This window comes from Candidatus Desulfofervidus auxilii (assembly GCF_001577525.1).
Taxonomy (GTDB): Bacteria; Desulfobacterota; Desulfofervidia; order Desulfofervidales; family Desulfofervidaceae; genus Desulfofervidus; species Desulfofervidus auxilii.
The window spans coordinates 1,495,667-1,517,420 of sequence record NZ_CP013015.1; the positions used below are offsets into that span (position 1 = coordinate 1,495,667).

The window sequence follows — 21,754 nt, forward strand, 5'->3', positions numbered from 1 at the left end:
TCCGTATCCATTCTTTCCTTCAATTGCAAATGATATTATCCCACCTTCTCTTTTCTCAATCTCTCTAAATTCTCTAACTGCCTTATAAAATTCACTGAATTTGTGTGCTATCTTCTGGTCATACAAAATCTGTTCTTCATCATCCATGATAATTATGTGATGATTATCACTGCCAATATCGATTCCTCCAGATAACCTTTTCACGCCTCACCCTCCTTTATGTTTGATATTTTATGGCTCTGCCAATACCTTTATCCCGTCTATAATAGCCACTTAAAGGCACCTTTCCATTAGACAGGGTATTGGCAGGAGAACATCCGGCAATTCAAACCGAGTCACAATAATTCAACATTATTGACTGACCCCGTTAGCCACAAATGTTCCCCTAGCCATTTATCATTTATATCACATAAAGAAGGCTTCTTAATTTCATTCCCTATTTTTTACTCTCACTTTTAATTATAGACCCCAATTCCACTACATTTGGCTATTTCATTTCCTCACTATTTCACTACTCACTGATTTAATGTTTTGGCATTTAGACATTTGGATTTCATTTGGCATTTGGATTTTGAAATTTGGATTTTTTATTTTATTAAATTACTTATGGCCTGACTTTGACGTGGCCCTGGAAAGTGCGCTTTTTTATTTCGTGACTATGACGTGGTCCTGAGGGTAGTGTAAAATTTTAGGATTTGTGCTAATATAACAAAAGAGGGAATGAAGAAGAAAAAAATTATTTTTTTATGTTTTTTGACTTTATTTTTCCTGTTCTCTACTACCCAGGCACAAATGGCCAGGGTAAATGTCTCATTTATTGATTGGGAGAAAACAGGTTTCTTTTTGGGTGAGGAAGCAGTATATTCTCTTTATTCAGTTAATGCCAAAGTGCAAAATCTAGAGAAAACAGGAGAGGTACATGTTGTTCTTCAGGCTCTGGACCATGCCGGTAACGAAGTTGGCAGAGGAGAAATTTTTGGATATATAGAATTTGGTGATACCAAAACCCTCACTAGGCAAATTAAAATTTGGGGAGATCCGTGGATTAAAGAGTGGCGAGTAGAAAGGACTTATGTTATAGAAAGGTAGTTTTGATTAAACTTTAGTAACTGTAATGACCCCCTCTACAGGCTGTTGAAAAAAATCAGATGCACATTAAGACATTTTATTCCTTTCAACCAACTCTACAATGTTTTTAAAGATTAACGCCTAAATTCTGAAGAAAGTCCTGGATAAGTGGAAAACACAGGCAGATAGCTTAATAGAGAGAAAAATGAGCTGAGGTCTTTTTTTTCAGAATAGTTTGAGATGAAGTTAAAGTGGCTGGTTCTAAAATTTTCTTATTTACCCACAGTTTTTGGGTTAGCTGGTGATTTAAGGCATGACCTGCCTTATAAGCATCTATCTTGGCTATCAAAGGATGACCCAAAAGAGCTAAATCACCTAACAAATCTAAAATTTTATGCCTCACAAACTCATTTTGATATCTTAGTCCTTCTTTATTTATGACTCTAAACTTATCAATTACAATAGCATTGTCTAATGAACCACCCAGAGCTAGCCCTTGTGACCTCAAATACTCTACATCTTTCAAAAATCCAAAAGTTCTCGCCCGACTGATCTCCTTTTCAAATTGATTTGCTGAAAAATTAAAGGTATACATCTGCTTTTTTAATAATGGATGGTCAAAGTCTATTACAAAATGTATTCTTAATCCTCCTTCAGGAAAAGGTTTCATCCGAATCCAACTATTCCCATTCTTTACCCTAATCGGTTTTTTTAAAATTAGAACCTTCTTAGAGGCCGACTGGGCCTTAAGCCCTACACTTTTTATCAGATAGACAAAAGGAGCGGCACTACCATCCATGATAGGAACTTCAGGTGCACCTACTTCTACAATGGCATTATCCACACCCATACATAAAAAAGTAGCTAATAGGTGTTCTACCGTGCTAACAGTAACACCATTTTCACCAATAGTAGTGGCCAACCGATTATCAACTACATTATCCCTTAAAGCCTTAACTTCTGGTTTCCCAGGGAGATCAACGCGTCTGAAAATAATACCAGTATTTGGTGGGGCAGGACGAATCTTCAAATCTACCTTCTGACCCGAATGCAAACCTATTCCTGCACAGCTAATTTCGTCTCTTAATGTCTTTTGGGCCCAAATCATGTTGCTTCTTAAATTGCAAAATAAATGCCTAGTTTTTTATTTGTTTTATAATCCGCATTTATTGCCCAATTCTCAAGTCAGCCCTAAATTTCCTGTAAGAAAATTCACACAAAATATATAATTTTTGTGTTTTTTTTAACACAACTAAAATATGCGGGCAAAAATTTTATCTATATGACGCAAGCAATACTTTAAATCAAAAATTTTTTCTATTTCTGCTGGGGTGAGATAAACCTTTATTTCTTTATGAGATAAGACTTGGGTCTTTAAGTCTTGTTCTCCCTGCCAAACTCTCATGGCACAATCCTGTATCATTTCATAAGCCTTTTGTCTAGGCAGGCCTTTTTTGACTAAGGCCAATAACAAACCCTGGGAAAAAATAAGACCCTTAGTTAAATAGATATTTTTTAGCATCCTTTCCGGATAGACTTCCATATTGGCCAAGATTTTTTTAAGACGATGTAACATAAAATCACTTAATATGGTGCTATCTGGCATAATCACCCTTTCTACCGAGGAATGGCTGATGTCTCTTTCGTGCCACAAGGCTATGTTTTCTAAGGCCGCTATAGCATTGGTGCGAACCAGTCTAGCCAGACCACATAGATTTTCACATTGAATGGGGTTTCGCTTATGGGGCATGGCTGAAGAACCTTTTTGACCTTTAGTAAAAGGCTCTTCTACCTCCAATACTTCAGTGCGTTGCAAATGCCTTATTTCTAAAGCAATTTTCTCTATAGTTCCAGCCAAAATAGCTAAGGCAGTAAAGTAATGGGCATATCTATCCCTTTGGATAATTTGATTAGTAATAGGAGCTGGTTTCAGCCCTAATTTAGGGCAAACATATTCTTCTATTTCTGGTTCTAAATGGGCAAATGTTCCCACTGCCCCAGAAATTTTTCCATAACTTATATCTTCTTTCGCCTGTTGTAACCGTTTTTTATTTCGCCTCATTTCTTCATACCAAAGGACCAGCTTTAGACCAAAGGTGATGGGTTCAGCATGGACCCCGTGAGAACGACCAATCATTGGTGTATCTTTATAGGTAAATGCCTGTTCTCTTAAAATAGACATAACTTCTTCTACATCTTCCAAAATAATTTCCATTGCCTCTTTTAATAAGACGGCATTAGCGGTATCTAAAATATCAGAAGAGGTCAGACCTAAATGTAAATATCTTCCTTCTGGTCCAATATTTTCTTCAACATTGGAAATAAAGGCAATTACATCATGTTTCACCTGGGTTTCAATCTCTGCTATCCTCTCCACAGAAAAACTAGCCTTTTCCTTTATCTTAGCTAAGGCTTCTTTGGGGATAACTCCCTTTTCTGCCCAGGCCTCACAAACTAAAATCTCTATTTCTAACCATTTTTGGTATTTATTTTTTAGTGACCAAAGTTTCGCCATTTCTGGGCGAGTGTAGCGAGAAATCATTTTTATTTAGCCTCCTTTTTTATTTCTATTTTTTCTCCTATATTGGCTTTTAATGTCTCTTTAGCACTACCCATAGACTGGGCAATTTCTAAGTGTTCACTACTACCCCAAATAGCTAAAATTTCTTTAGGTGGGACAGCAAGGTAATGCGAGGCAATAGTTTTTAAAACCACATTTTTTATTTTAATAGAAAAACCGTAATTTTTTACAAATTCTTGAAATTTTTGTCTAGAAATATTGCTGATCAGATTCCCAAAATGGTCAATATAAATTACTTCTCCTTTTAAAACATAGTCTTTTACTTTGGGTAAAGGCCATTCTAGGCGTTGAAAATCATAAATCTTTTTGCCCATTTCTTCACACCGTTTACCTAAAGAGAGATAACCAGCTATAGGTGCAAAAACATCTCGGCCGTGAAAGGTGAAACTTATTTTAGGTAAAAAATATTTTGGATTATTCAAATGGAAGACCTCTACTGGTTCTGTTTGGTAAATTAATTCTAAAACTCCATTATCTGGGGCAATAAAGAAATAGCTTGGTGTTTTTACTAACAGGGGGCGACGCTCACTGCCCACCCCCGGATCTACTACGGCTACATGGATAGTACCTTTTGGGAAAAAGCTATAGGCAGTTTTTAATAAAAAGCTAGCCTGTTTGATAGATTGAGGTCTAATTTTATGTGTTAAATCCACAATCTGCACATGGGGATTGATGTTTAAAATTACCCCTTTCATTATTCCTACATAGGTATCCTCCAGGCCAAAATCAGTTATAAGGGTGATGATAGACATCTTATTTTAAGCGCCGGACCCTTAAGGCTTCAGCACCATAAGCTGTAACAAGAAGGAAGGCACTGAGAATAAACCACATAATATCACTTTCCCCTAAAAAGCGAAAAAAATGCATGAGCAATTTTGCTCCTACAATACTAGTCACCAACCGAATAAAAAATTTGATATACCAAGGCATCAAAATTGATTAGTAGTTTTACATCTGGCGGTAAGGACTTGGGCCTAGTTCTTTCAATTGTTGAGTCATTTCAGTTACCACTTTAGCGAACTTTTCTGCTTCTGCTGCTGAAATCCATTCTAAACGAAACCTTTCTGGTTCTAGTCCGTAGTCTTCTAACATTAACTGAATGGCCTCTGCCCTATCCTGTGCTCTTTTATTACCTTCCAGGTAATGACATTCGCCCAAGTGTCAGCCCGCCACCAGAACCCCATCTGCCCCTTTGGTCAAGGCTTCAATGACCAAATTGGGGTGGACCATGCCTGAACACATTACCCGAATAATCCTGATACTGGGTGGATATTGTATCCTAGAAGTCCCTGCTAAATCTGCCCCAGCATAAGCACACCAGTTACATAAAAAACCAATGATAATCGGCTCAAATTCCTCAGCCATAACTGACATCCTCCCTTAGCATGTGAAATAGCATTTTCTTTATGACATAAACTAACCCCTTTCGTCAAGGTTTTCTCTGTAAAATAGTTAAAATATCCTTTAATTCTCTCTTTATTTCTCTTAAAACAGACTGTTGTTTTAAACGTTTTATCAGTTGTTTTTTCGCTCCTTGAACAGTGAATCCTTCTTCATAAAGTAATCTTTTTATTTCTAAAACTATTTCTATATCTTTGGACTTATATAGCCGATGAGAAGAAAAACGATAAGGGCGAATTTCTTTAAACTCCTTTTCCCAATATCGCAATACATAGGGTTCAACACCTACTATTTGACTTACCTCACTAATTTTAAAATACTTTTTATTTTTCTCTGCCATAATTTTTTCCTACCCAATTTAAATCAATTAGTCAAATCTTTTCAACTTGACGTTCATCACTACTCAGGCTATCTTAAAAGACTATTTGGTTCTTCTGGAAGTTGGAGTATAGAATAAAATGGCAAGAGTGCTTATTGCTAATCGTGGGGAAATTGCTATCCGGATTATGAAGGCTTGTCAGGCCTTGAACTTGGATTTTGTTATAGTGTATACTGAAGAAGATAAACACTCCTTGCATGTTAGGCTAGGATTGCAAGAAGGAGGGAAAGATAAAGTTTATCGGATTGCTAGTTATACTGATCCCAACGAAATCTTAGAAATTGCTGATTATACTAAGTGTGACGCCATTCATCCTGGTTACGGCTTTTTGGCAGAAAATTATAGATTTGCTCGCCGCGTAGCCATTAGACGACGTCCGTTAAAATTTATTGGTCCCCGCTGGGAGGTAATTAGAGAACTAGGAAATAAAATCAATACCAAAGCACTTGCTACTAAACTTAATATTCCTGTGATTCCTGGGTCTGAAAAGCCTATTTATAACGAAATCGAAGCAGAAAATATAGCCATTGAACTTTTCCATAAACAATGGGAAGAAGGGATCAAAAACCCAGCAATTCTAGTGAAGGCTTCTAGTGGTGGGGGAGGCATGGGAATTGAGGAAGTAAGACACCTAGAAGAATTAAGAAGTGTTTATCGCCGAGTAAAAAGATATGCTAAACGACAATTTGGAGATGAGTGGGTTCTTTTAGAAAAAAAGTTTCCTGTGTTCAATCATATTGAGGTGCAGCTGGTCTGTAGTCAACATGGAGAAAGAGTCCACTATAATACTAGAAATTGTAGTATCCAAAGCATATCTAGGCAAAAACGCATTGAAGTGGCACCTGCCTTTGACCCCAACTACTCCTATAATTTTAATCCTGAGGAGATAGAAAAGAAAATTATTCATTATTCTTTGAAAATAGCAAATTATTTAGATTATGATAATGTGGGCACCTGGGAATGGATTGTTACACCAGGTGGTGAAGTATATTTACTAGAAGTCAATCCCAGGATTCAGGTAGAAAGTGGTGTCTCGGGTCTAATTGCCCAAATAAAAAAACAACCCCAGGGAGTGGATTTAATTAAGGAGCAAATAAGGCTTGCTTTAGGAGAACGGTTGAAATACAAACAAAAACACTTAAGTTTTAATGGTGCCAGTATTGAATTTCGTCTAGTAGCGGAAGATACAAAACATGGTTTTAAACCTTGGACTGGAACTATTAATCACTTTCATTTACCCCAATATGAATGGTTACAAGTCCATACCCATGTGCCTCAAGACAGGTCATATTCTATTCCCACTGATTATGACCCAAATTTAGCCCTGGCCCTTATATGGGGAAAGGATATAGAAGAAGCCAAACAACGTGGGGAATGTTTTTTAAATGAACTAGAAATTGACGGAGAGAATAGTAAGGGAGAAAAAATCGTTACCAACATTGAATTTTTGAAAGAAAAATTAAGCCAAATTCAGAGATTTGTTTAATGCTAGTCTTAGAAAAAAAGCTAGATGTTTTAAAAAGGAGATTAATCTATCTATCTGATATTAAAGGAGAAATCTTTGGAGAGAGAATTCAAACTTTGGAGAATTGGCTAAATAATATTTCAGAACGCATTTATGAACTTTCTGAAGAAGAAGTAGCTGAGCAGTTGGAGAAAATTGCTACTCAGATTTCTTTTTATGAGAAAGAGGCTGAGCAAAAACTTACTCCTCTAGATTATGTGCGTATTGTTCGTCACCCATTTCGGATGACCTTAAAGGATATTTTGGAAAATGTATATGATGATTATGTAGAATTAGGAGGAGAAGAAGAATATAATATTGACCCTGCTGTAATTGCTGCCCGTGCTACTATAACCCGTCGCATAGGAAAAAGGGTTTACACTCACCAGGTGATGGTTATTGGTCATGAAAAAGGGCATGGTGAAGAATTTAGAAATGGTGGAAGTGCAAAACCTTGGGGAAATGAAAAGGCTTTAAGATTCATGCAAGTAGCAGAAACAGAAGGTATTCCTATCCATACTTATATTTTTACTCCAGGTGCCTATCCCATAGAAGACTATCCTGGGGCAGCTCAACAGATTGCCCGCAATCTATATGCCATGGCGGGGTTAAGGGTACCCATTATCTCTTTTATCTCTGAGGGAGGTTCAGGGGGGGCAGAGGCCATTGGTTTAGCCGACCTACGGTTAATGTTTTCACATGGTTATTATTCTGTAATTTCACCTGAAGGTGCGGCTGCCATAGAAGGTAAAGTAAAAGAAGGGGAGAAAGTTCCTCTTGATTTAATCCATTTTTGTGCTCAACAACTCAAGATTACAGCCATAGAAAATCTTAAATTAGGTACCATTGACAGAATTATCCAGGAGCCTCCTTTAGGAGCAAGAAGAGATGATTATGAGTTTTTTAATCTTCTAAAGCAAGAAATAATTAGGGCCACAGACGAAGTTTATCTTTCAGTAAAAAGTTTAAGTAGATTAAGGGCACGTCAGCTTAAAAAAAATGGATTAAAGGATACCACCAATATTTATGTGCATTGGGAGCTTGATAGTAAAGAGATTGAGAGGCTTTTACAAAAACGCACCCTGAAATATAAAAGTTTAACTAAAGATTTTTATGCTGATCTCCGCAGTTTTTGGCGAAAAAACATGGATAAAATGGAGCTAAAGTGGTTAAGATTGAAAACCTTTCTATTTTTTAACATCTTAAAACGCCCCATAAAACGCTTACAGCACTTTATAGGAGATGTCAAAGCAGAACTACAGGTAATTTCAAATTATGTAATAGCTCCTTTTTTAAGATTTAAGGAAAAAATTTTACCAAAGAAGAAAAGAATGATATCTTTAATCTCCGAAACTCCTGCCAAAGAAGAGGACAACTATTGGAGTGAGATTTATGTCAGTCCTCTAGCCAATGTGGATAAAACCGTGAGCTGTCCTAATGCTGAAAAATATGGTTGTTATGATATCTGGGTGCCTGATTTATATGGAGAGTTATGCGGTATTTGTCCTAATTGTGGTCACCATTTTCCTTTAGAATATCAATGGTATCTGAATTGCCTGTTTGATAAAAATTCAGTAAAGGAATTTTATAAGGAAATAGCCTCTATAAATCCTATCAATTATCATGGTTTTGATGAAAAATTAGAAAAAACTAGGGAAAAAACAGGGCGTTATAGTGCGCTTATCTCATTTGATGCAAAGGTAATGGGTATTTCTTTAGTAGTAGTTATGCTTTATAGCGATTTTAGAAATGGCACAGTAGGAGCAGCCGAAGGAGAAAAATTTATATTGGCATGTGAGAGGGCCAAATTATTACGCCGTCCTTTACTTGCTTATGTTCATGGAACTGCTGGCATCCGGATCCATGAAGGTACAGTTGGGGTAGTCCAAATGCCAAAATGTACCATAGCGGTGAGGGAATATATTAAAGCTGGAGGACTTTATATTGTGGTTTATGATAACAATTCCTATGCTGGTCCGGTAGCCAGTTTTTTAGGCTGTGCACCCTATCAATTTGCTATTCGTTCTTCTCGGATTGGCTTTGCTGGTCCTAGAGTGATTCGTGAAACTACCAATCAAGAAATCCCACCAGATTATCATGCTGCTAAGAATGCCTTAAAACGTGGTCACATCCAAGGCATCTGGGATAGAAGAGAATTTAGAAAAAATTTGTATATGGCCTTACTTACTATGGGAGGAAAACACCTTTATTACCGTTAAAAATGGAAAATATAGACAAAATTATTGCTGAATATAAGCAAACTCCTTTTGAGATATATGATATTTTTACCCCACACACAGGTATAGTCTCACTTATGGTTAAAAAGGGAGAAAAAGTTAAAGGAATAACGAGAGAAGGGTCGGAAAAAAAGGGAACTTTAATCTATACTATCTTGCGACAAGGCAATTTAAAAAACATTTATGCCCCAATTGATGGGGAAGTTGTAGAGATACTAGAAAAAGTGGATAGGCAGTTTGTTGAGGCCAAAACCAAAATTATGTCTATCAAACACACCCTTAGTAAAGAAGAGGTGGTCAATAAAGCCTTGGAGAGATTTTTATATATCTTTAAGGCTCCTGAAACGGCTAGGTATCACTTCACTCAGGAACTAAATAAAAAAATTGAGCAAAAAGGCCTTCAGGGAGTGGTTATCAATCCTGGAGACGAAATTTTAATTATGTCTAGAATGAAAAGAGAGATTCCCCTCACTTATGAGGAAGAACCTGGAATTATTTATGCTGTTTATTTTAAATCCAATGTTACTATTATGCAGGGAATGCCTCTTTTGGGAATTTGTCCACCAGATAAGGTAGAGTTTATATCTAAATTAGTAAAAAAAATCCAATTAGAATGGGAGAAAGATAGGACTTGATAAATGGTGGAAGGCGGGACGTGGGTTTTAATTTCGTGGAAAAACCAAAAATTTGTCATTAAATAAGCAAAAATTGTCAACATTGTTTAACATTTTTTTAAAAACCCACCTTTTAAAATGGATTTAATGTGGCATAAAATTTGCAGTTACTAAAAACTGCCAAGTCTATTAAAATATGGAAGGTTTAATTCGGGATAGGGAAAGGGAAATAATCCTAAAAAATATGGTGCAGAAACTGAAAAAAGAGGAGTTTGAAAAAAGATATGCAAAGGAGAAGGAAGCAGAAAGAATTTTGCGTCGAGGTGAGATGATTGGTGCCAATCTCTGGTGTTACCATTCTGTTACTCGAACTATGGAAGTAGCCAAAAAGTATATTGAAAACTGTTATACTTTAAGACAAACACCTTATTCTGGCACAGTATTTATTGCCCAAACAGTAAACCAGGCCCAAGGAAGGTATAATAGAAAATGGTATGCTCTTCCAGGAGGATTATGGTTTAGCTTTATTCTCTATCCTGAAGTAGAATCTCCATATATTCACCTTTATCCACTTTCTTTGGGTATAGCCTGTTGTGAGGCCTTACGGGAAATAGGGATTAATGTTTGTATTAAATGGGTCAATGACCTTATATTTAACAGACACAAAGTAGGAGGAATTTTGAGTGAAACATATATTTCTTCTAGAAAAGAAACATACCTTATTTTTGGTGTTGGAATCAATGTTAATAACAGTTTCCCATCCACATTGGATATTCCTGCTATCTCCTTGAAAAAAATTACAGGAAAGGCGTTAAATATAGATTTACTTTTTTCCTTGATATTGATAAAATTAATTTGGTATGTTGGATTAGTTCATGAAGCAGAACTGAAAAAAGAAACGCAGGAAATTATTGAGATGTGGCTTAAATATACCAATATTTTAGGTCAAAAGATGTATTATGCTGAGGATTTGAAAATAGACAAAAAAAGAGAAGTAGAAATATTAGGACTAGACCCCTTTGGAGGGTTGATTGTTCGTTTTTGTGATACAGAAAGAGTGGAGACACTATATAGTGGTGAGCTAACTTACATCTAAGGGGGAAAAATGGCAAAGATAGACAGTTTTTTTAAATTGATGCATGAGAACAATGCTTCGGATTTGCATCTTTTAGCTGGTTTCCAACCCATGGTTCGCATCCATGGAGAACTTCAAAAAGTGAAATATAAAGTTCTAGAAGATAGTGAATTAAGGGGAATACTTTATGAAATTATCACTGAGCCACAAATAAAGTTTTTTGAGGAAAAAGGAGATTTGGATTTTGCTTATGAAGTGCCTAACTTGGCTCGTTATCGGGCAAACTATTTTATGCATAAAGATGGAATAGGAGCAGCCTTTCGTGAAATTCCTGAGCAAATTATGACTATAGATGAATTACGGTTGCCTCAAGTTTTAAAAAGTTTCGCCTTACTTCCTAAAGGGTTTGTCTTAGTGACAGGACCCACAGGAAGTGGTAAATCTACTACCTTGGCAGCTATTATTGATTATGCCAACGAAAGGAGAAAAAGCAGGATTATTACCATTGAAGACCCCATTGAATTTGTCCACCAAAATAAAAATTGTATTATCTCTCACAGAGAAGTAGGAACGCACACCAAATCTTTTGCTGCTGCTCTCCGCAGCGCTTTAAGAGAAGACCCTGACATCATTTTGGTAGGAGAAATAAGGGATTTAGAAACTGCAAGGTTGGCCATGGAAGCAGCCGCTACAGGACACTTGGTATTTAGCACCCTTCATACCAGTGGAGCAACAAAAACTGTGGACCGTCTTATAGAAATGTTCCCCACGGATGAACAAGAGTTTATCCGTTCCCTTTTGGCAGACGTCATTCGAGGTATTATTTCTCAGACTTTATTTAAACGCATAGACAGACCGGGAAGGATTGCTGCTTTGGAAATAATGGTAGCTACTTATGCTGTGAGAAATCTCATCCGGGAGAACAAGACCCATCAATTATCTTCTCTTATTCAAACTGGCAAAAAATATGGCATGCAGACTTTAGATGATGCTATTTTAGAGTTTTTAAGCAAAGGGTTTATAGATCCTGAAGATGCCTATTTAAACGCCATAGATAAAGCAAAATTTAAACCCTTTTTGAAACGCATACCTAAAGATTTTACGGAGGTATAAAGTGGATAAAAAGATTATAAATTACCTGATTAAACAAGCCACAAATAATTATCCTGAACTCTCAGACCTTCTTTTTATACCTTATGAACCTTTTGAAATCTTACTTTATGGTAAGGTTCATAGATTAAATATAATAGACCAGTTAGGGAGGCTTTCGCCCTTTCAAGTAGAAACCATGGCCATGGCCTTGATTGAAAATAGACGGCGTCTGTTGAAAGATTTGGTCACCACTGGTTCGTGCGACCTTTCATACCAAGTGGATAACATTCGTTTAAGAGTAAATATTTTTTCCCAGCGAACGGGCTATGCCATTGTTATGCGGAAGTTGCCAGAAAAGGTGCCTACCATAGAAGAGATGGATTTGCCCATGGTATTTAAAGAAATTAGCAAGGAAAATGCGGGGATCGTGCTTTTTGCTGGTCCTACTGGAAGTGGAAAATCTACTTCTATTGCCGCCATTTTAGAAGAAATTAACCAAACTAGACCTGCTCATATCATTACTTTGGAAGACCCCATTGAGTTTAAATTTATTTCTAAAAAAGCCAGTTTTAACCAAAGGGAATTAGGTGCTGATTTTAATGAATTTGCTATGGCCTTAAGGGCTGCTCTTAGGGAAGCACCACACGTAATTATGGTAGGTGAGATTCGAGATCCAGATACACTGAAGGTGGCTTTAAGTGCTGCTGAAACAGGGCATTTGGTGATAAGTACTATCCATGCTGCATATAGTGGCCAAGCTATCCATAGAATGATAGATATGATAGGAAAGGCAGAAGAACAGTTTGTTCGCTCTCGTTTGGCAGGTTCTTTAAGGTGGATTGTATGCCAAAAGTTGGTTCCCAAAATAGACGGAAGCCGACTTGCTGTCTTTGAAATTTTAAAAAATAATTTGAGGACTCAAGATGCTATTTTGGGTCAAAAATCTGCACCCACATTTTATGATATTTTGGTAAAAGGTGAAGCATTCGGCATGTGCACTTTTGATCAAGGCCTTATTGCTGCTTATGAAGAAGGGTTAATAGATGAAGAAACTGCCATAAGTCATGCTACTTTTCGCTCTGAAGTAAGGAAAGGCATTGACCAAATTAAAGCAAAACGAGGAGAAAAAACTTCTGATATTGAAGGATTGACTGTAGAAGAAATGGAGAGAGAAAAATATAAGTTTATTTAAAAATTATTGAAAGATGAGACAAGTTAATTCCTTTGATGAAAACATAAGACAAATAAATGTTTTACTGGTAGCGCTTTCTTCCCATGAGATTGAAAACATAAAGACCGCCCTTAAGGAACTTGGTTGGAATTTTAGATTAATATCAGCTAAAGAGGAAAATACTATTATTCAACAACTCCTGAATGGAGAATATGGATTGTTTTTTATAAATGCTGAATATCTTAAAAAACATCCTAAAGTAGAAAAGACCATTTTTTATCTTCCCATGAAAAAAAGAAGAGAGCAGCTTTTTATTTTAATAGATGAGGATGTTAAAACCTTAGATAATTTTTCGGCTTTTAAGAAAAATGTAAATGCAGTGGTAAATACAAAAGACCTACCTTATCTCTCTCAACTTCTTTCCCAAATTGTTAATTCTAATAGAACCCTGTATCGCGGCTTCCAAAAAATGATTAAGGAGTTGGAGATTGTTTAAAGCAAAATTTTTATATACGCCTTTTCTCTAAGTTGGGTTAACCATTGCCGGTATCTTTCCTCCATCTTTTGTTGATAAAACAACCTATAAATTTCTTCTTTGGCCTCTGAGAAGGTCTTATCTGGCACTTCTCTCCTTTTTTCCAACTGGATAAGCTGAAAACCACTATGAGTTTTTATCCAAGGACTTATTTCCCCTGGTTGCAATAGAGTTACTATATTCCTGATTTCAGGGGTTAATTCTGTTGCCTTAATCCAACCTAAATCCCCACCATCTTTAGCGGTAGGGGCCTGAGAATACTTCTGAGCCAGTTCAGGAAAGGAAATTCCTTCTTTCAAAAGTCTTAAAATTTCTTGCTGAACATATATTAGCCTTTTTTTATCTTCATCGGTAGAAGGAAAAGGCAATAAGATATGGCGTAAGTAATATTCGGTATAACCTTTATATTCATCTATGTGTGCCTGGTAATATTTCCTTATTTCTTCATCTGTCACTGTTACCTTACTTTGCACTTGTAAACCTATCAATTTACTTTTTAAAAGCTGGATTTTAATCCAGTCTTTATAATCCTCATATGAACTGCCTTCCCGTATTAAATCTTCTTTTAGTTTTTTTAAGGTAATGCCATTTTGAGTTATTATGTTTTGAATTGCCCTTTCCACCTCTGCATCTTTCACTTGTAAACCTAATTTAGTTGCTTGTTGAGCAGTTAATCTTGCATTGATTATTTCTTCTAAAACCCTTCTTTTTACTTCAGGAGGAGGATTTGGGGTCTTAGTTAAATATATCATAGCTTCTTTCAATTCAGAAAGGGTGATTACCTCATCGTTAACAATGGCCACTATTCTGTCTAACAATCTACACCAGGCAATGTGATTTGGAACTAGGATACTAAAAACCACTATAAGGCTAAGCAAAAATTGTCTCAAATTATTCCTCATTTTTTGCCATAATAATCCGTATTTGATTTTAAGGTCAAGTCTTAAAATCAGCAAATTAGGATATTTTATTTTCAACAAAATCTTTAAATTTTTTTTGAAAACATGATATGTCAAAGCTCTCAGCCTTTTTTCTAAGAGTTGTTATATCAAACCGGTCTTGGTTTTTTTCAAAATGTCTTATGGCTTCTTTTAGACTAGTTACACTTTGTTCAGGAAATAAAATGCCTGTCTCTGATTCCTTCACAATCTCTTTTGCCCCACCTTTAGCAAAGGCAATCACTGGTGTCCCACAGGCTAATGCTTCCACCATAACCACGCCAAAATCTTCCTCAGCAGCAAAAATAAATGCCTTGGCCTTTTGCAAATAATCTTTCACTACTTGAGGAGAAAGATAACCCAACAATTCTACATTAGTAGGAGCAATACCTAAAAGTTTGTGATATTCTGGTCCCTCACCAATTACTACTAATCTTCTTTCTGGTATTTCAGCAAAGGCTTGAACAATTAAGGCCACTCTTTTATAAGGAACTAATCTAGAGATAGTAATATAAAAATCCTCTTTTTTAGTATAAGGCTTAAAATTACCTACATCCACTGGAGGATAAATGACATGAGCTTCTTTACCATAATATTTTTTAATCCGCGCTGCCGTAGCCTTAGAATTGGCAATAAAATAATCCACACGCAAGGCACTACTTACATCCCAAAGCCTCAAATAGTGAAAAATTAAATTAGCCAGTTTCCTTTTCAAACCTTTAAATTCCAATAACTCCATATATTGATGATGTAGGTGCCAGGCATAACGCATGGGGGTATGACAATAACAAATATGTAATTGGCTATCATGAGTAATAACCCCTTTGGCCACGGCATGTGAAGATGAAATGACCAAATCATAATTTCTCAAATCAAATTCCTCTATAGCCAAGGGATAAAAGGGGAGATAATACCGATACCATTTTTTTACCAATGGGAATTTTTGTAAAAAAGAGGTATAAATTGGAGCTTGTTTTAGGGAAGAAAACTCTAATTTTTTTTTATCTGCCAGAAGCGTAAATATAGGACCAGGATAGATTTGATAAATAGCTTCTAATGTTTTTTCTGCACCACCAATGGTTAACAGCCAGTCATGCACAAGGGCAGTTTTCACTTATTTTCTAATACCTTATGAAATATTTCTAAATACTCCTGGGCTGTTTTTTCCCAACTAAATGCCTTAGCCCTTTCTAAGCCTTTCTCACGTAGATTTTCTTGTAAAGAGACATCATTTAGCACTTTATAGATACCTCTAGTAATGTTGTCAATATCATAAGGATTTACATAAAAGGCAGCATCACCACAAACTTCTGTCAAAGAAGTTTGCTGAGAGGTGATCACTGGGCAACCACAAGCCATAGATTCTAAAGCAGGCAGTCCAAAACCTTCATATAAAGAAGGATAGATAAAAAGGGTGGCTAGGTTATAAAGATAGGCCAGTCCTTGATGGTCAACATATCCCAAGTAATAAATATCTTTTTGACCTCTTATCATCTCTTTTACAGTTTTATTTTCCCATCCAGGAGCACCTGCTATGACCAGCTTTATCTCTTTTTTGACGCCCAGAGGTAAATTTAAATAGGCCTTTATCAGACGAAGTAAATTTTTTCTGGGTTCAAGGGCACCTATGAATAAAATAAATTTTTCTGGTAAGGCAAAATTGGTTTTAAATTGTTTTAATATGGCAAAAGGATAAAGTTTAAAAGTCTCTCTATCATAACCATTATAAATTACCTTTATCTTTTCCGCTGGCAGGGAGAGAAAATTTAAGGCTTCTTTTTTGATGTATTGAGAAACAGTGACAATTAAATCAGCTCGTTTTATATTAGGCCAAAAATTTTTTTCAAAGTCCTTTACTCTATCCTTAGGATGCCACTGGGGATATTTACAAAGGGAAAAATCATGTACAGTGACAATTACTTGTTTGGCTTTTATGCCAGGAAGAGGAATAAAATTGGGTTCAAAATAAAGGTCAAAAAAATTTTTATGACCATGACTTAATAAACTCTTTAACTTCCGCAATCCATAGCCCATAAAAGGGATTTTTCGCAAATAGAATTTCAACTTATTGAATGTTCTTAAAGACACACTGTCTGAATTATAAGCAAATAATTCTTTAGTAAAAAAACCATAAAAAAAGGTATAATCAAAGGTATTATCCAACCTCGGGAAATACCGACACAATTGATAAGTATAAACACCCACCCCTGTCAAGGGAGAAAGTAAAGGTATGGTATTAACCACTATATTAAACATAAATCTATCATACACAGAATAAAACAATCTTTAAACCCTTTCAAATTTGTTTTAAATTTGTTATTTTAAGGTATGCAATTAAACTCACGTATTGCCAGAAGAATTATAGAAACGGTAGGTGCTTATGGCACTCCTCCAGAATATGGTTTTCAATTTTTCACTGCTGGATTAGATGAGTATTTACGGTGTATTCATGAAGAATATCTAAAAACATATATTAAAGAAGAAGGTGGCTCAGTAGTAAAGATTGTCATTGGTGCCTATGGAGGGGGAAAAACCCATTTTCTCTATAGCATTCGGGAACTGGCTTGGCAGGAAAATTTTGTAGTGAGTTATGTAGCTTTAAGTCCAGAAGAAAGCCCTTTTCACCGTCTAGAAGCAGTTTATAGGACTATTGTCAATAACCTTACTTATCCCCTCCAGCCTGAAGAGTTACTTAAGGGAGTGGAAAAAGGCATTGAGGCCTTTTTAATCACTTGGTATGAAAAGCAAATGGATGTTTTTAAAAATATAGGTTTAAAAGGGGAGGTATTAGAAAAGGAAATTGAACAATATTTAGAATCTGTTCAGAGAAATATTGAAAACATTAATTTCGCTAAGGCTGTAGCTACTGCCTTTTTTGCTCTTCATGATGAGGATGAAAAGACTTTTAAACATGTTTTGCAATGGCTCAAAGTAGAAGGTTATGATAAAGGTATCTACCGTCCTCTGGGAATTTTATCTCCTATTGATAGAAGTAATGCCTTTTCTATATTACGTTCTTTAGTCCAATGGGTGCGCAATATTGGTTATAGTGGTTTAGTAATCTTATTTGATGAGGCAGAGCAAATTCCTAGTCTCAGCACTCGTCAACGGGAACTTACCCTCTCAAATTTAAGAGAACTCATTGATGCTTGTATGTATACTTCCTTTAGACATGTAATGATTTTTTATGCCTTACCTGATGAACGTTTTTTTGAAGGACCTTCCCATATCTATGAGGCATTAAAACAAAGAATTTCTTCTGTATTTGATTTTTTTAATCCCTCAGGAGTGAAAATTAAATTAGAAAATACTAAAGGAGACCCCCTCGCCTTATTAGAGGAAATTGGGTATAAATTGAAGTATATCTTTGAAACTGCTTATGGAGTGCGTTTTCCTTCCCAGATAGAAAATGTAATTAAGATTGTAGCTCAAGAGGCCTATGAACGTCGGTTTGGAGATATTGGTTATATTAGATTGTTCGTGCAAGGAATAATTAAGGTTTTTCACCTCTTACGAAAAAATCCTTTACTAGTCAATAAGACAAGTGAAATCTGTCAAATATTAGAAGAAGGTAGTGGATGAAAGGTATAAGGGTTAAACATTTTACCTTAGGCGAAGGGAGAATCATAGATACTCGCTACCATGGTTATGAATGCCTAGTGCATTTTATCTCAGGTCTCACTCGATGGGTCAAGAGACGCTATCTTGTATTTTTAGAACCACCTAAAAGGATAGAAAAAGAAAAACCTCCTCTTCCTATTTCTTTCCATTGGCCAAAATTAATAAAAGGGGGTCGGGAAGTAATAGAGGCCTTTAGAGCAGGTATTGTGCCTGGGAACTGGATAAAAAGTTGGACTGTAGGTAGGGCTAAAGAGTTGGCTCAAATAAAAACTTGGCTCCATGACCAAACTTCAGGTGCCATAATCATTAAAGGAGAATATGGTGCAGGAAAAACACATCTCATTGAATATCTTTATCATCAGGCACAAGAATTGAATTATGCGGTAGCTAGAGTAAGTATAGAACCTTTGAGTGCACACCTTGCCTTTCCTAAACGAGTTTACCGTGAATTAGTGCAAACATTCCGTGTGCCTCAAGGAGAAAGGTTTCTCAATTTCCGAGAGACTCTTAGTATTTTAGCTCAAAAAAAGGCACTCAAAGATCACTTTATCTTAGGTCCGTTTTTTAATATCTTGAGGAGAAAAGAAGTTACTACTCCTATGTGGCAATGGATAGAAGGTTTGGAAAGCACATTTAATGAATTTGGCAGTTTATATGATCATACCACCGCAGCCAACATTTATAGCTATATACTTTCAGGTATAAGCCGGGCCTTGGTGGAATACCTGGATACCGCTGGTCTGGTGTTGCTTTTTGATGAAACTGAGAGCACTGGTATTTATCGTTATAGTTATGAATGGCAGCGGGGAATGAATTTTTTACGGGGGCTAATTTTGGTAGCTAACGATGAACCAGATTTATTAGAAGAAAGGATTGTTAAAAGAGAATACTGTTATCAAGGAGAAATCACAAGCCTGGTTTATTCTGGTCATCGTAAACTCCCCTATATTTATCAATTACCTACTTACTTAAAGGTAGCCTTTGCTGTCACCCCTGATTTTTCTATCCAAGAAATGATGGATGAATACAATATTTATATACTTGAGCTAGAACCATTAGAGCCTCAATATCTAGAACATTTCTTTTATCGCTTTGTAGAACTTTATCGTAAGGTTTACGGCCTCAGACTAACTGCTAGGGAAAAGAGGGAAATTTTTACCTTTATTAAAGGATATGCCCCTATTTCTACCCGTATTTTTATCAAGGCCATGGTAGAATGCCTGGATTTTAAGAGATTTTACCCTGCAGGAGAGGTAAAGACCCTGGCTGGAGGATTGTCTTGACCCCTCTTAAGAACTGTGTTACTTAACCATCATGGTAGTAAAAATTAAAAAGAGAAAACCTATTACTGCCCCGGATGAGTTTATTTCTTTACCTAACCGCATTGTTCAGTATGTTCAGGCAAATTTAAAACAAGTGCTTACTATTACCACTGTTTGTGTAGTTTTAATCTCTATCTTTCTTTTAGGCCGGGCATGGTGGCATAAAAGAAAGGAACATTCCTTTATCCTTTATACAAAAGCAGAAAATCTTTTAAAAAATAAACAGCAGGATAAGGCAGAAACAGTCTTAAATCAATTGATAAAAACACATAGTCCAGCAAGTAATTTTGCTTGTCTACAGTTAGCTACTGTTTATGAAGAGCGAGAGCAATGGGAGAAGGCGATTATTATGTATCAAACTTATCTTAAAAAAAGCAATGATAAAGACATTTTTTCTCCTTTTGTATGGCATGCCTTGGGTTGCGATTATTGGATTTCACAAAAGCCTTCAGAAGTAGAGAAGGCACTAAAAAATATCATTAAAAATTACCCTGACCATCCTTTAGCTAATTGGGCTTATATTAATTTAGGTCTTTTAATAGAAGAGAAAGAACCTTTTAAGGCATTAGAGATGTATAATTTGGCCTTAAAAAAAGAAAGTCCTCTTAATCCCCCCTGGCTAGATTTTAAAATAAAGGCATTAAAAATTAATTATCCTGCTTCCCAAGAGGAGCAGGATACGGCCCGAAGGGAAAAGTAGAATAAGAAAAAAGCACACTCTCCGGCCACTTATTTTCTTGACAAACATACTTTAACCGCTACAATTGTGCGTTAGGAAAATGGCATTGCGAATTTATAATACTCTTAATAAGAGAAAAGAAGAGTTTATTCCGCTACAACCAGGAAAGGTGAAGATATATGTTTGTGGTATTACTGCCTATGATTATTGCCACATAGGACACGCCCGTTCAGCCGTTGTCTTTGATGTTATTGTTAAGTATTTACGTTATTTAACGTATAATGTTACTTTTGTCCGCAACTTTACCGACATAGATGATAAAATTATCAAACGTGCCCAAAAAGAGCATAAAGTTCCTCATGAAATTGCCCGATATTTTATTAAGGCATTTTATGAAGATATGGAGGCGTTAGGTGTAGCTAAAGGTGATATAGAACCCAAAGCTACAGAGCACATTCCAGAAATGATTGCCTTAGTTGAAAAATTGCTTCAAAAGAATTATGCCTATATTGCCAATGGAGATGTGTATTTCAGTGTAGAAAGGTTTCACCAATATGGTAAGCTTTCCGGAAGAAGCTTGGATGAGATGTTAGCCGGGGCAAGAGTAGAAGTAACACCTCAGAAACGTCACCCTTTGGACTTTGTTCTTTGGAAAAAGGCTAAACCCAATGAACCTTGGTGGGAAAGTCCTTGGGGAAGGGGCAGACCAGGATGGCATTTAGAGTGCTCAGCCATGAGTATGAAATATTTAGGTGAGACATTAGATATCCACGGAGGAGGACAGGACCTCATTTTTCCCCATCACGAAAATGAAATTGCTCAATCAGAGGCAGCTACTGAAAAACCTTTTGCTAAATACTGGATTCATCACGGTTTTGTGATGGTAAATAAGGAAAAAATGTCTAAATCTTTAGGAAATTTTTTTACCATTCGTGAAGTATTAGCCAAATTTCACCCTGAGGCCTTGAGGCTCTTTTTCTTAAGTCATCATTATCGCAGCCCTATAGACTTCTCTGATGTAGCGTTAAAAGAAACTACAAACGCCCTAGAAAGAGTTTATTTAACCCTTAAAAGGGCTCAAGATAGGATAGGGAAAGAAGTAGAGTTTGAAGAACAAGCGTTAAAGGATAAACCCTTATATCACCAATTAACAGGCATAGAGACTAAATTTAAAGAGGCCATGGATGATGATTTTAATACTGCCTTAGCTCTGGCGTATTTATTTAGCGGTATAAAGGCTATTAATGTTTATCTAGAAGAAAAAAAACCAGAAAAAAGCTTATTGGCCTGGGCTATTGCCAAAATAAAGACTTTAGGAAAAGTCTTGGGATTATATCAATCTTCACCTGAAACCTTTCTTACCCAGGGAGTAGCTTTGACCAAAGAAGAAATACAAAAACTTATTGATAAAAGGTCAGAGGCTAGAAAAATGAAAGATTGGGCTACTGCCGATGCTATTCGGGAAAAATTGAGACTTGCAGGTATTATTTTAGAAGATACTCCAGTTGGAACTACTTGGAGAAAAAAAAGGGATTAG

The 21,754-nt window shown here is 36.1% G+C and carries 20 protein-coding genes and 1 pseudogene; 12 read left to right on the forward strand and 9 right to left on the reverse strand.

All coding sequences use genetic code 11. From position 1 onward, the window contains the following. A pseudogene (locus HS1_RS13430) lies at nucleotides 1-204 on the reverse strand (hypothetical protein); the annotation flags it as partial. A 516-nt stretch (nucleotides 205-720) separates the two neighbouring features. Here HS1_RS13430 and HS1_RS07520 point away from each other — a divergent pair. Beyond that, nucleotides 721-1,089, forward strand: coding sequence for a hypothetical protein (locus tag HS1_RS07520; protein WP_066063144.1), 369 nt, complete (start codon nucleotides 721-723; stop codon nucleotides 1,087-1,089). Between the two features lie 169 nt (nucleotides 1,090-1,258). Here the strand turns inward: HS1_RS07520 and lpxC are convergent, their stop codons facing one another. The 5 genes from lpxC to HS1_RS07545 form a co-directional block, all read right to left on the reverse strand. Next, nucleotides 1,259-2,176 (reverse strand): UDP-3-O-acyl-N-acetylglucosamine deacetylase, encoded by a 918-nt coding sequence (lpxC, locus tag HS1_RS07525; protein WP_082757709.1) that lies wholly within the window; start codon nucleotides 2,174-2,176, stop codon nucleotides 1,259-1,261. Nucleotides 2,177-2,320: 144 nt separating this feature from the next. Continuing rightward, complete coding sequence (gene purB / locus HS1_RS07530) at nucleotides 2,321-3,610, reverse strand: adenylosuccinate lyase (protein WP_066063147.1); 1,290 nt, start codon at nucleotides 3,608-3,610, stop codon at nucleotides 2,321-2,323. 2 nt (nucleotides 3,611-3,612) lie between these two features. Then, nucleotides 3,613-4,401, reverse strand: coding sequence for an SAM hydrolase/SAM-dependent halogenase family protein (locus HS1_RS07535; protein WP_066063148.1), 789 nt, complete (start codon nucleotides 4,399-4,401; stop codon nucleotides 3,613-3,615). 196 nt (nucleotides 4,402-4,597) lie between these two features. Beyond that, nucleotides 4,598-5,014: a hydrogenase iron-sulfur subunit gene (locus HS1_RS07540; protein WP_156469418.1), complete on the reverse strand. Its 417-nt coding sequence runs from the start codon at nucleotides 5,012-5,014 to the stop codon at nucleotides 4,598-4,600. 64 nt (nucleotides 5,015-5,078) lie between these two features. Further along, nucleotides 5,079-5,390, reverse strand: coding sequence for a MerR family transcriptional regulator (locus HS1_RS07545; RefSeq protein ID WP_066063151.1), 312 nt, complete (start codon nucleotides 5,388-5,390; stop codon nucleotides 5,079-5,081). Nucleotides 5,391-5,508: 118 nt separating this feature from the next. Between HS1_RS07545 and HS1_RS07550 the strand changes: the two genes are divergently transcribed. The 7 genes from HS1_RS07550 (at nucleotide 5,509) to HS1_RS07580 (ending at nucleotide 13,618) form a co-directional block, all read left to right on the forward strand. Then, the gene (locus tag HS1_RS07550; RefSeq protein ID WP_066063154.1) at nucleotides 5,509-6,915 is read left to right on the forward strand and encodes an ATP-binding protein; all 1,407 of its coding nucleotides are present in this window, start codon (nucleotides 5,509-5,511) and stop codon (nucleotides 6,913-6,915) included. Continuing rightward, nucleotides 6,915-9,152 (forward strand): acetyl-CoA carboxylase carboxyl transferase subunit alpha/beta, encoded by a 2,238-nt coding sequence (locus HS1_RS07555; RefSeq protein ID WP_066063157.1) that lies wholly within the window; start codon nucleotides 6,915-6,917, stop codon nucleotides 9,150-9,152. Before HS1_RS07550 ends, HS1_RS07555 begins: the two co-directional genes overlap by 1 nt. A 2-nt stretch (nucleotides 9,153-9,154) precedes the next feature. Continuing rightward, the gene (locus tag HS1_RS07560) at nucleotides 9,155-9,805 is read left to right on the forward strand and encodes a hypothetical protein (RefSeq protein WP_066063160.1); all 651 of its coding nucleotides are present in this window, start codon (nucleotides 9,155-9,157) and stop codon (nucleotides 9,803-9,805) included. 175 nt (nucleotides 9,806-9,980) lie between these two features. After that, complete coding sequence (locus tag HS1_RS07565; protein WP_066063163.1) at nucleotides 9,981-10,880, forward strand: biotin--[acetyl-CoA-carboxylase] ligase; 900 nt, start codon at nucleotides 9,981-9,983, stop codon at nucleotides 10,878-10,880. A 9-nt stretch (nucleotides 10,881-10,889) separates the two neighbouring features. After that, nucleotides 10,890-11,972, forward strand: a complete 1,083-nt coding sequence (locus HS1_RS07570; protein WP_066063166.1) for a type IV pilus twitching motility protein PilT — start codon at nucleotides 10,890-10,892, stop codon at nucleotides 11,970-11,972. Nucleotide 11,973: 1 nt separating this feature from the next. After that, complete coding sequence (locus tag HS1_RS07575) at nucleotides 11,974-13,143, forward strand: type IV pilus twitching motility protein PilT (RefSeq protein ID WP_066063169.1); 1,170 nt, start codon at nucleotides 11,974-11,976, stop codon at nucleotides 13,141-13,143. 13 nt (nucleotides 13,144-13,156) lie between these two features. Then, nucleotides 13,157-13,618, forward strand: coding sequence for a hypothetical protein (locus HS1_RS07580; protein ID WP_066063172.1), 462 nt, complete (start codon nucleotides 13,157-13,159; stop codon nucleotides 13,616-13,618). Here the strand turns inward: HS1_RS07580 and HS1_RS07585 are convergent. Genes HS1_RS07585 through HS1_RS07595 form a run of 3 tightly spaced genes read right to left on the reverse strand, consistent with a single transcriptional unit; the run spans nucleotide 13,615 to nucleotide 16,851 of the window. Further along, nucleotides 13,615-14,559, reverse strand: a complete 945-nt coding sequence (locus HS1_RS07585; protein ID WP_156469419.1) for a peptidylprolyl isomerase — start codon at nucleotides 14,557-14,559, stop codon at nucleotides 13,615-13,617. The genes HS1_RS07580 and HS1_RS07585 overlap by 4 nt on opposite strands. Nucleotides 14,560-14,614: 55 nt before the next feature. Next, on the reverse strand, nucleotides 14,615-15,709 hold the full coding sequence (locus HS1_RS07590; protein ID WP_066063179.1) for a glycosyltransferase: 1,095 nt from the start codon (nucleotides 15,707-15,709) through the stop codon (nucleotides 14,615-14,617). Next, nucleotides 15,706-16,851 carry a glycosyltransferase family 4 protein gene (locus HS1_RS07595; protein ID WP_066063182.1) on the reverse strand — a complete coding sequence of 382 codons (1,146 nt, stop codon included), beginning with the start codon at nucleotides 16,849-16,851 and terminating at the stop codon, nucleotides 15,706-15,708. Before HS1_RS07595 ends, HS1_RS07590 begins: the two co-directional genes overlap by 4 nt. Nucleotides 16,852-16,923: 72 nt before the next feature. Here HS1_RS07595 and HS1_RS07600 point away from each other — a divergent pair, with 72 nt between their 5' ends. From HS1_RS07600 to cysS, 4 genes are all read left to right on the forward strand, one after another. Next, complete coding sequence (locus HS1_RS07600) at nucleotides 16,924-18,177, forward strand: BREX system ATP-binding domain-containing protein (protein ID WP_082757711.1); 1,254 nt, start codon at nucleotides 16,924-16,926, stop codon at nucleotides 18,175-18,177. After that, on the forward strand, nucleotides 18,174-19,499 hold the full coding sequence (locus HS1_RS07605; RefSeq protein ID WP_066063185.1) for a BREX system ATP-binding domain-containing protein: 1,326 nt from the start codon (nucleotides 18,174-18,176) through the stop codon (nucleotides 19,497-19,499). Before HS1_RS07600 ends, HS1_RS07605 begins: the two co-directional genes overlap by 4 nt. 31 nt (nucleotides 19,500-19,530) lie before the next feature. Beyond that, the gene (locus HS1_RS07610) at nucleotides 19,531-20,238 is read left to right on the forward strand and encodes a tetratricopeptide repeat protein (protein WP_066063188.1); all 708 of its coding nucleotides are present in this window, start codon (nucleotides 19,531-19,533) and stop codon (nucleotides 20,236-20,238) included. A 79-nt stretch (nucleotides 20,239-20,317) separates the two neighbouring features. Further along, complete coding sequence (gene cysS / locus HS1_RS07615; RefSeq protein WP_066063191.1) at nucleotides 20,318-21,754, forward strand: cysteine--tRNA ligase; 1,437 nt, start codon at nucleotides 20,318-20,320, stop codon at nucleotides 21,752-21,754.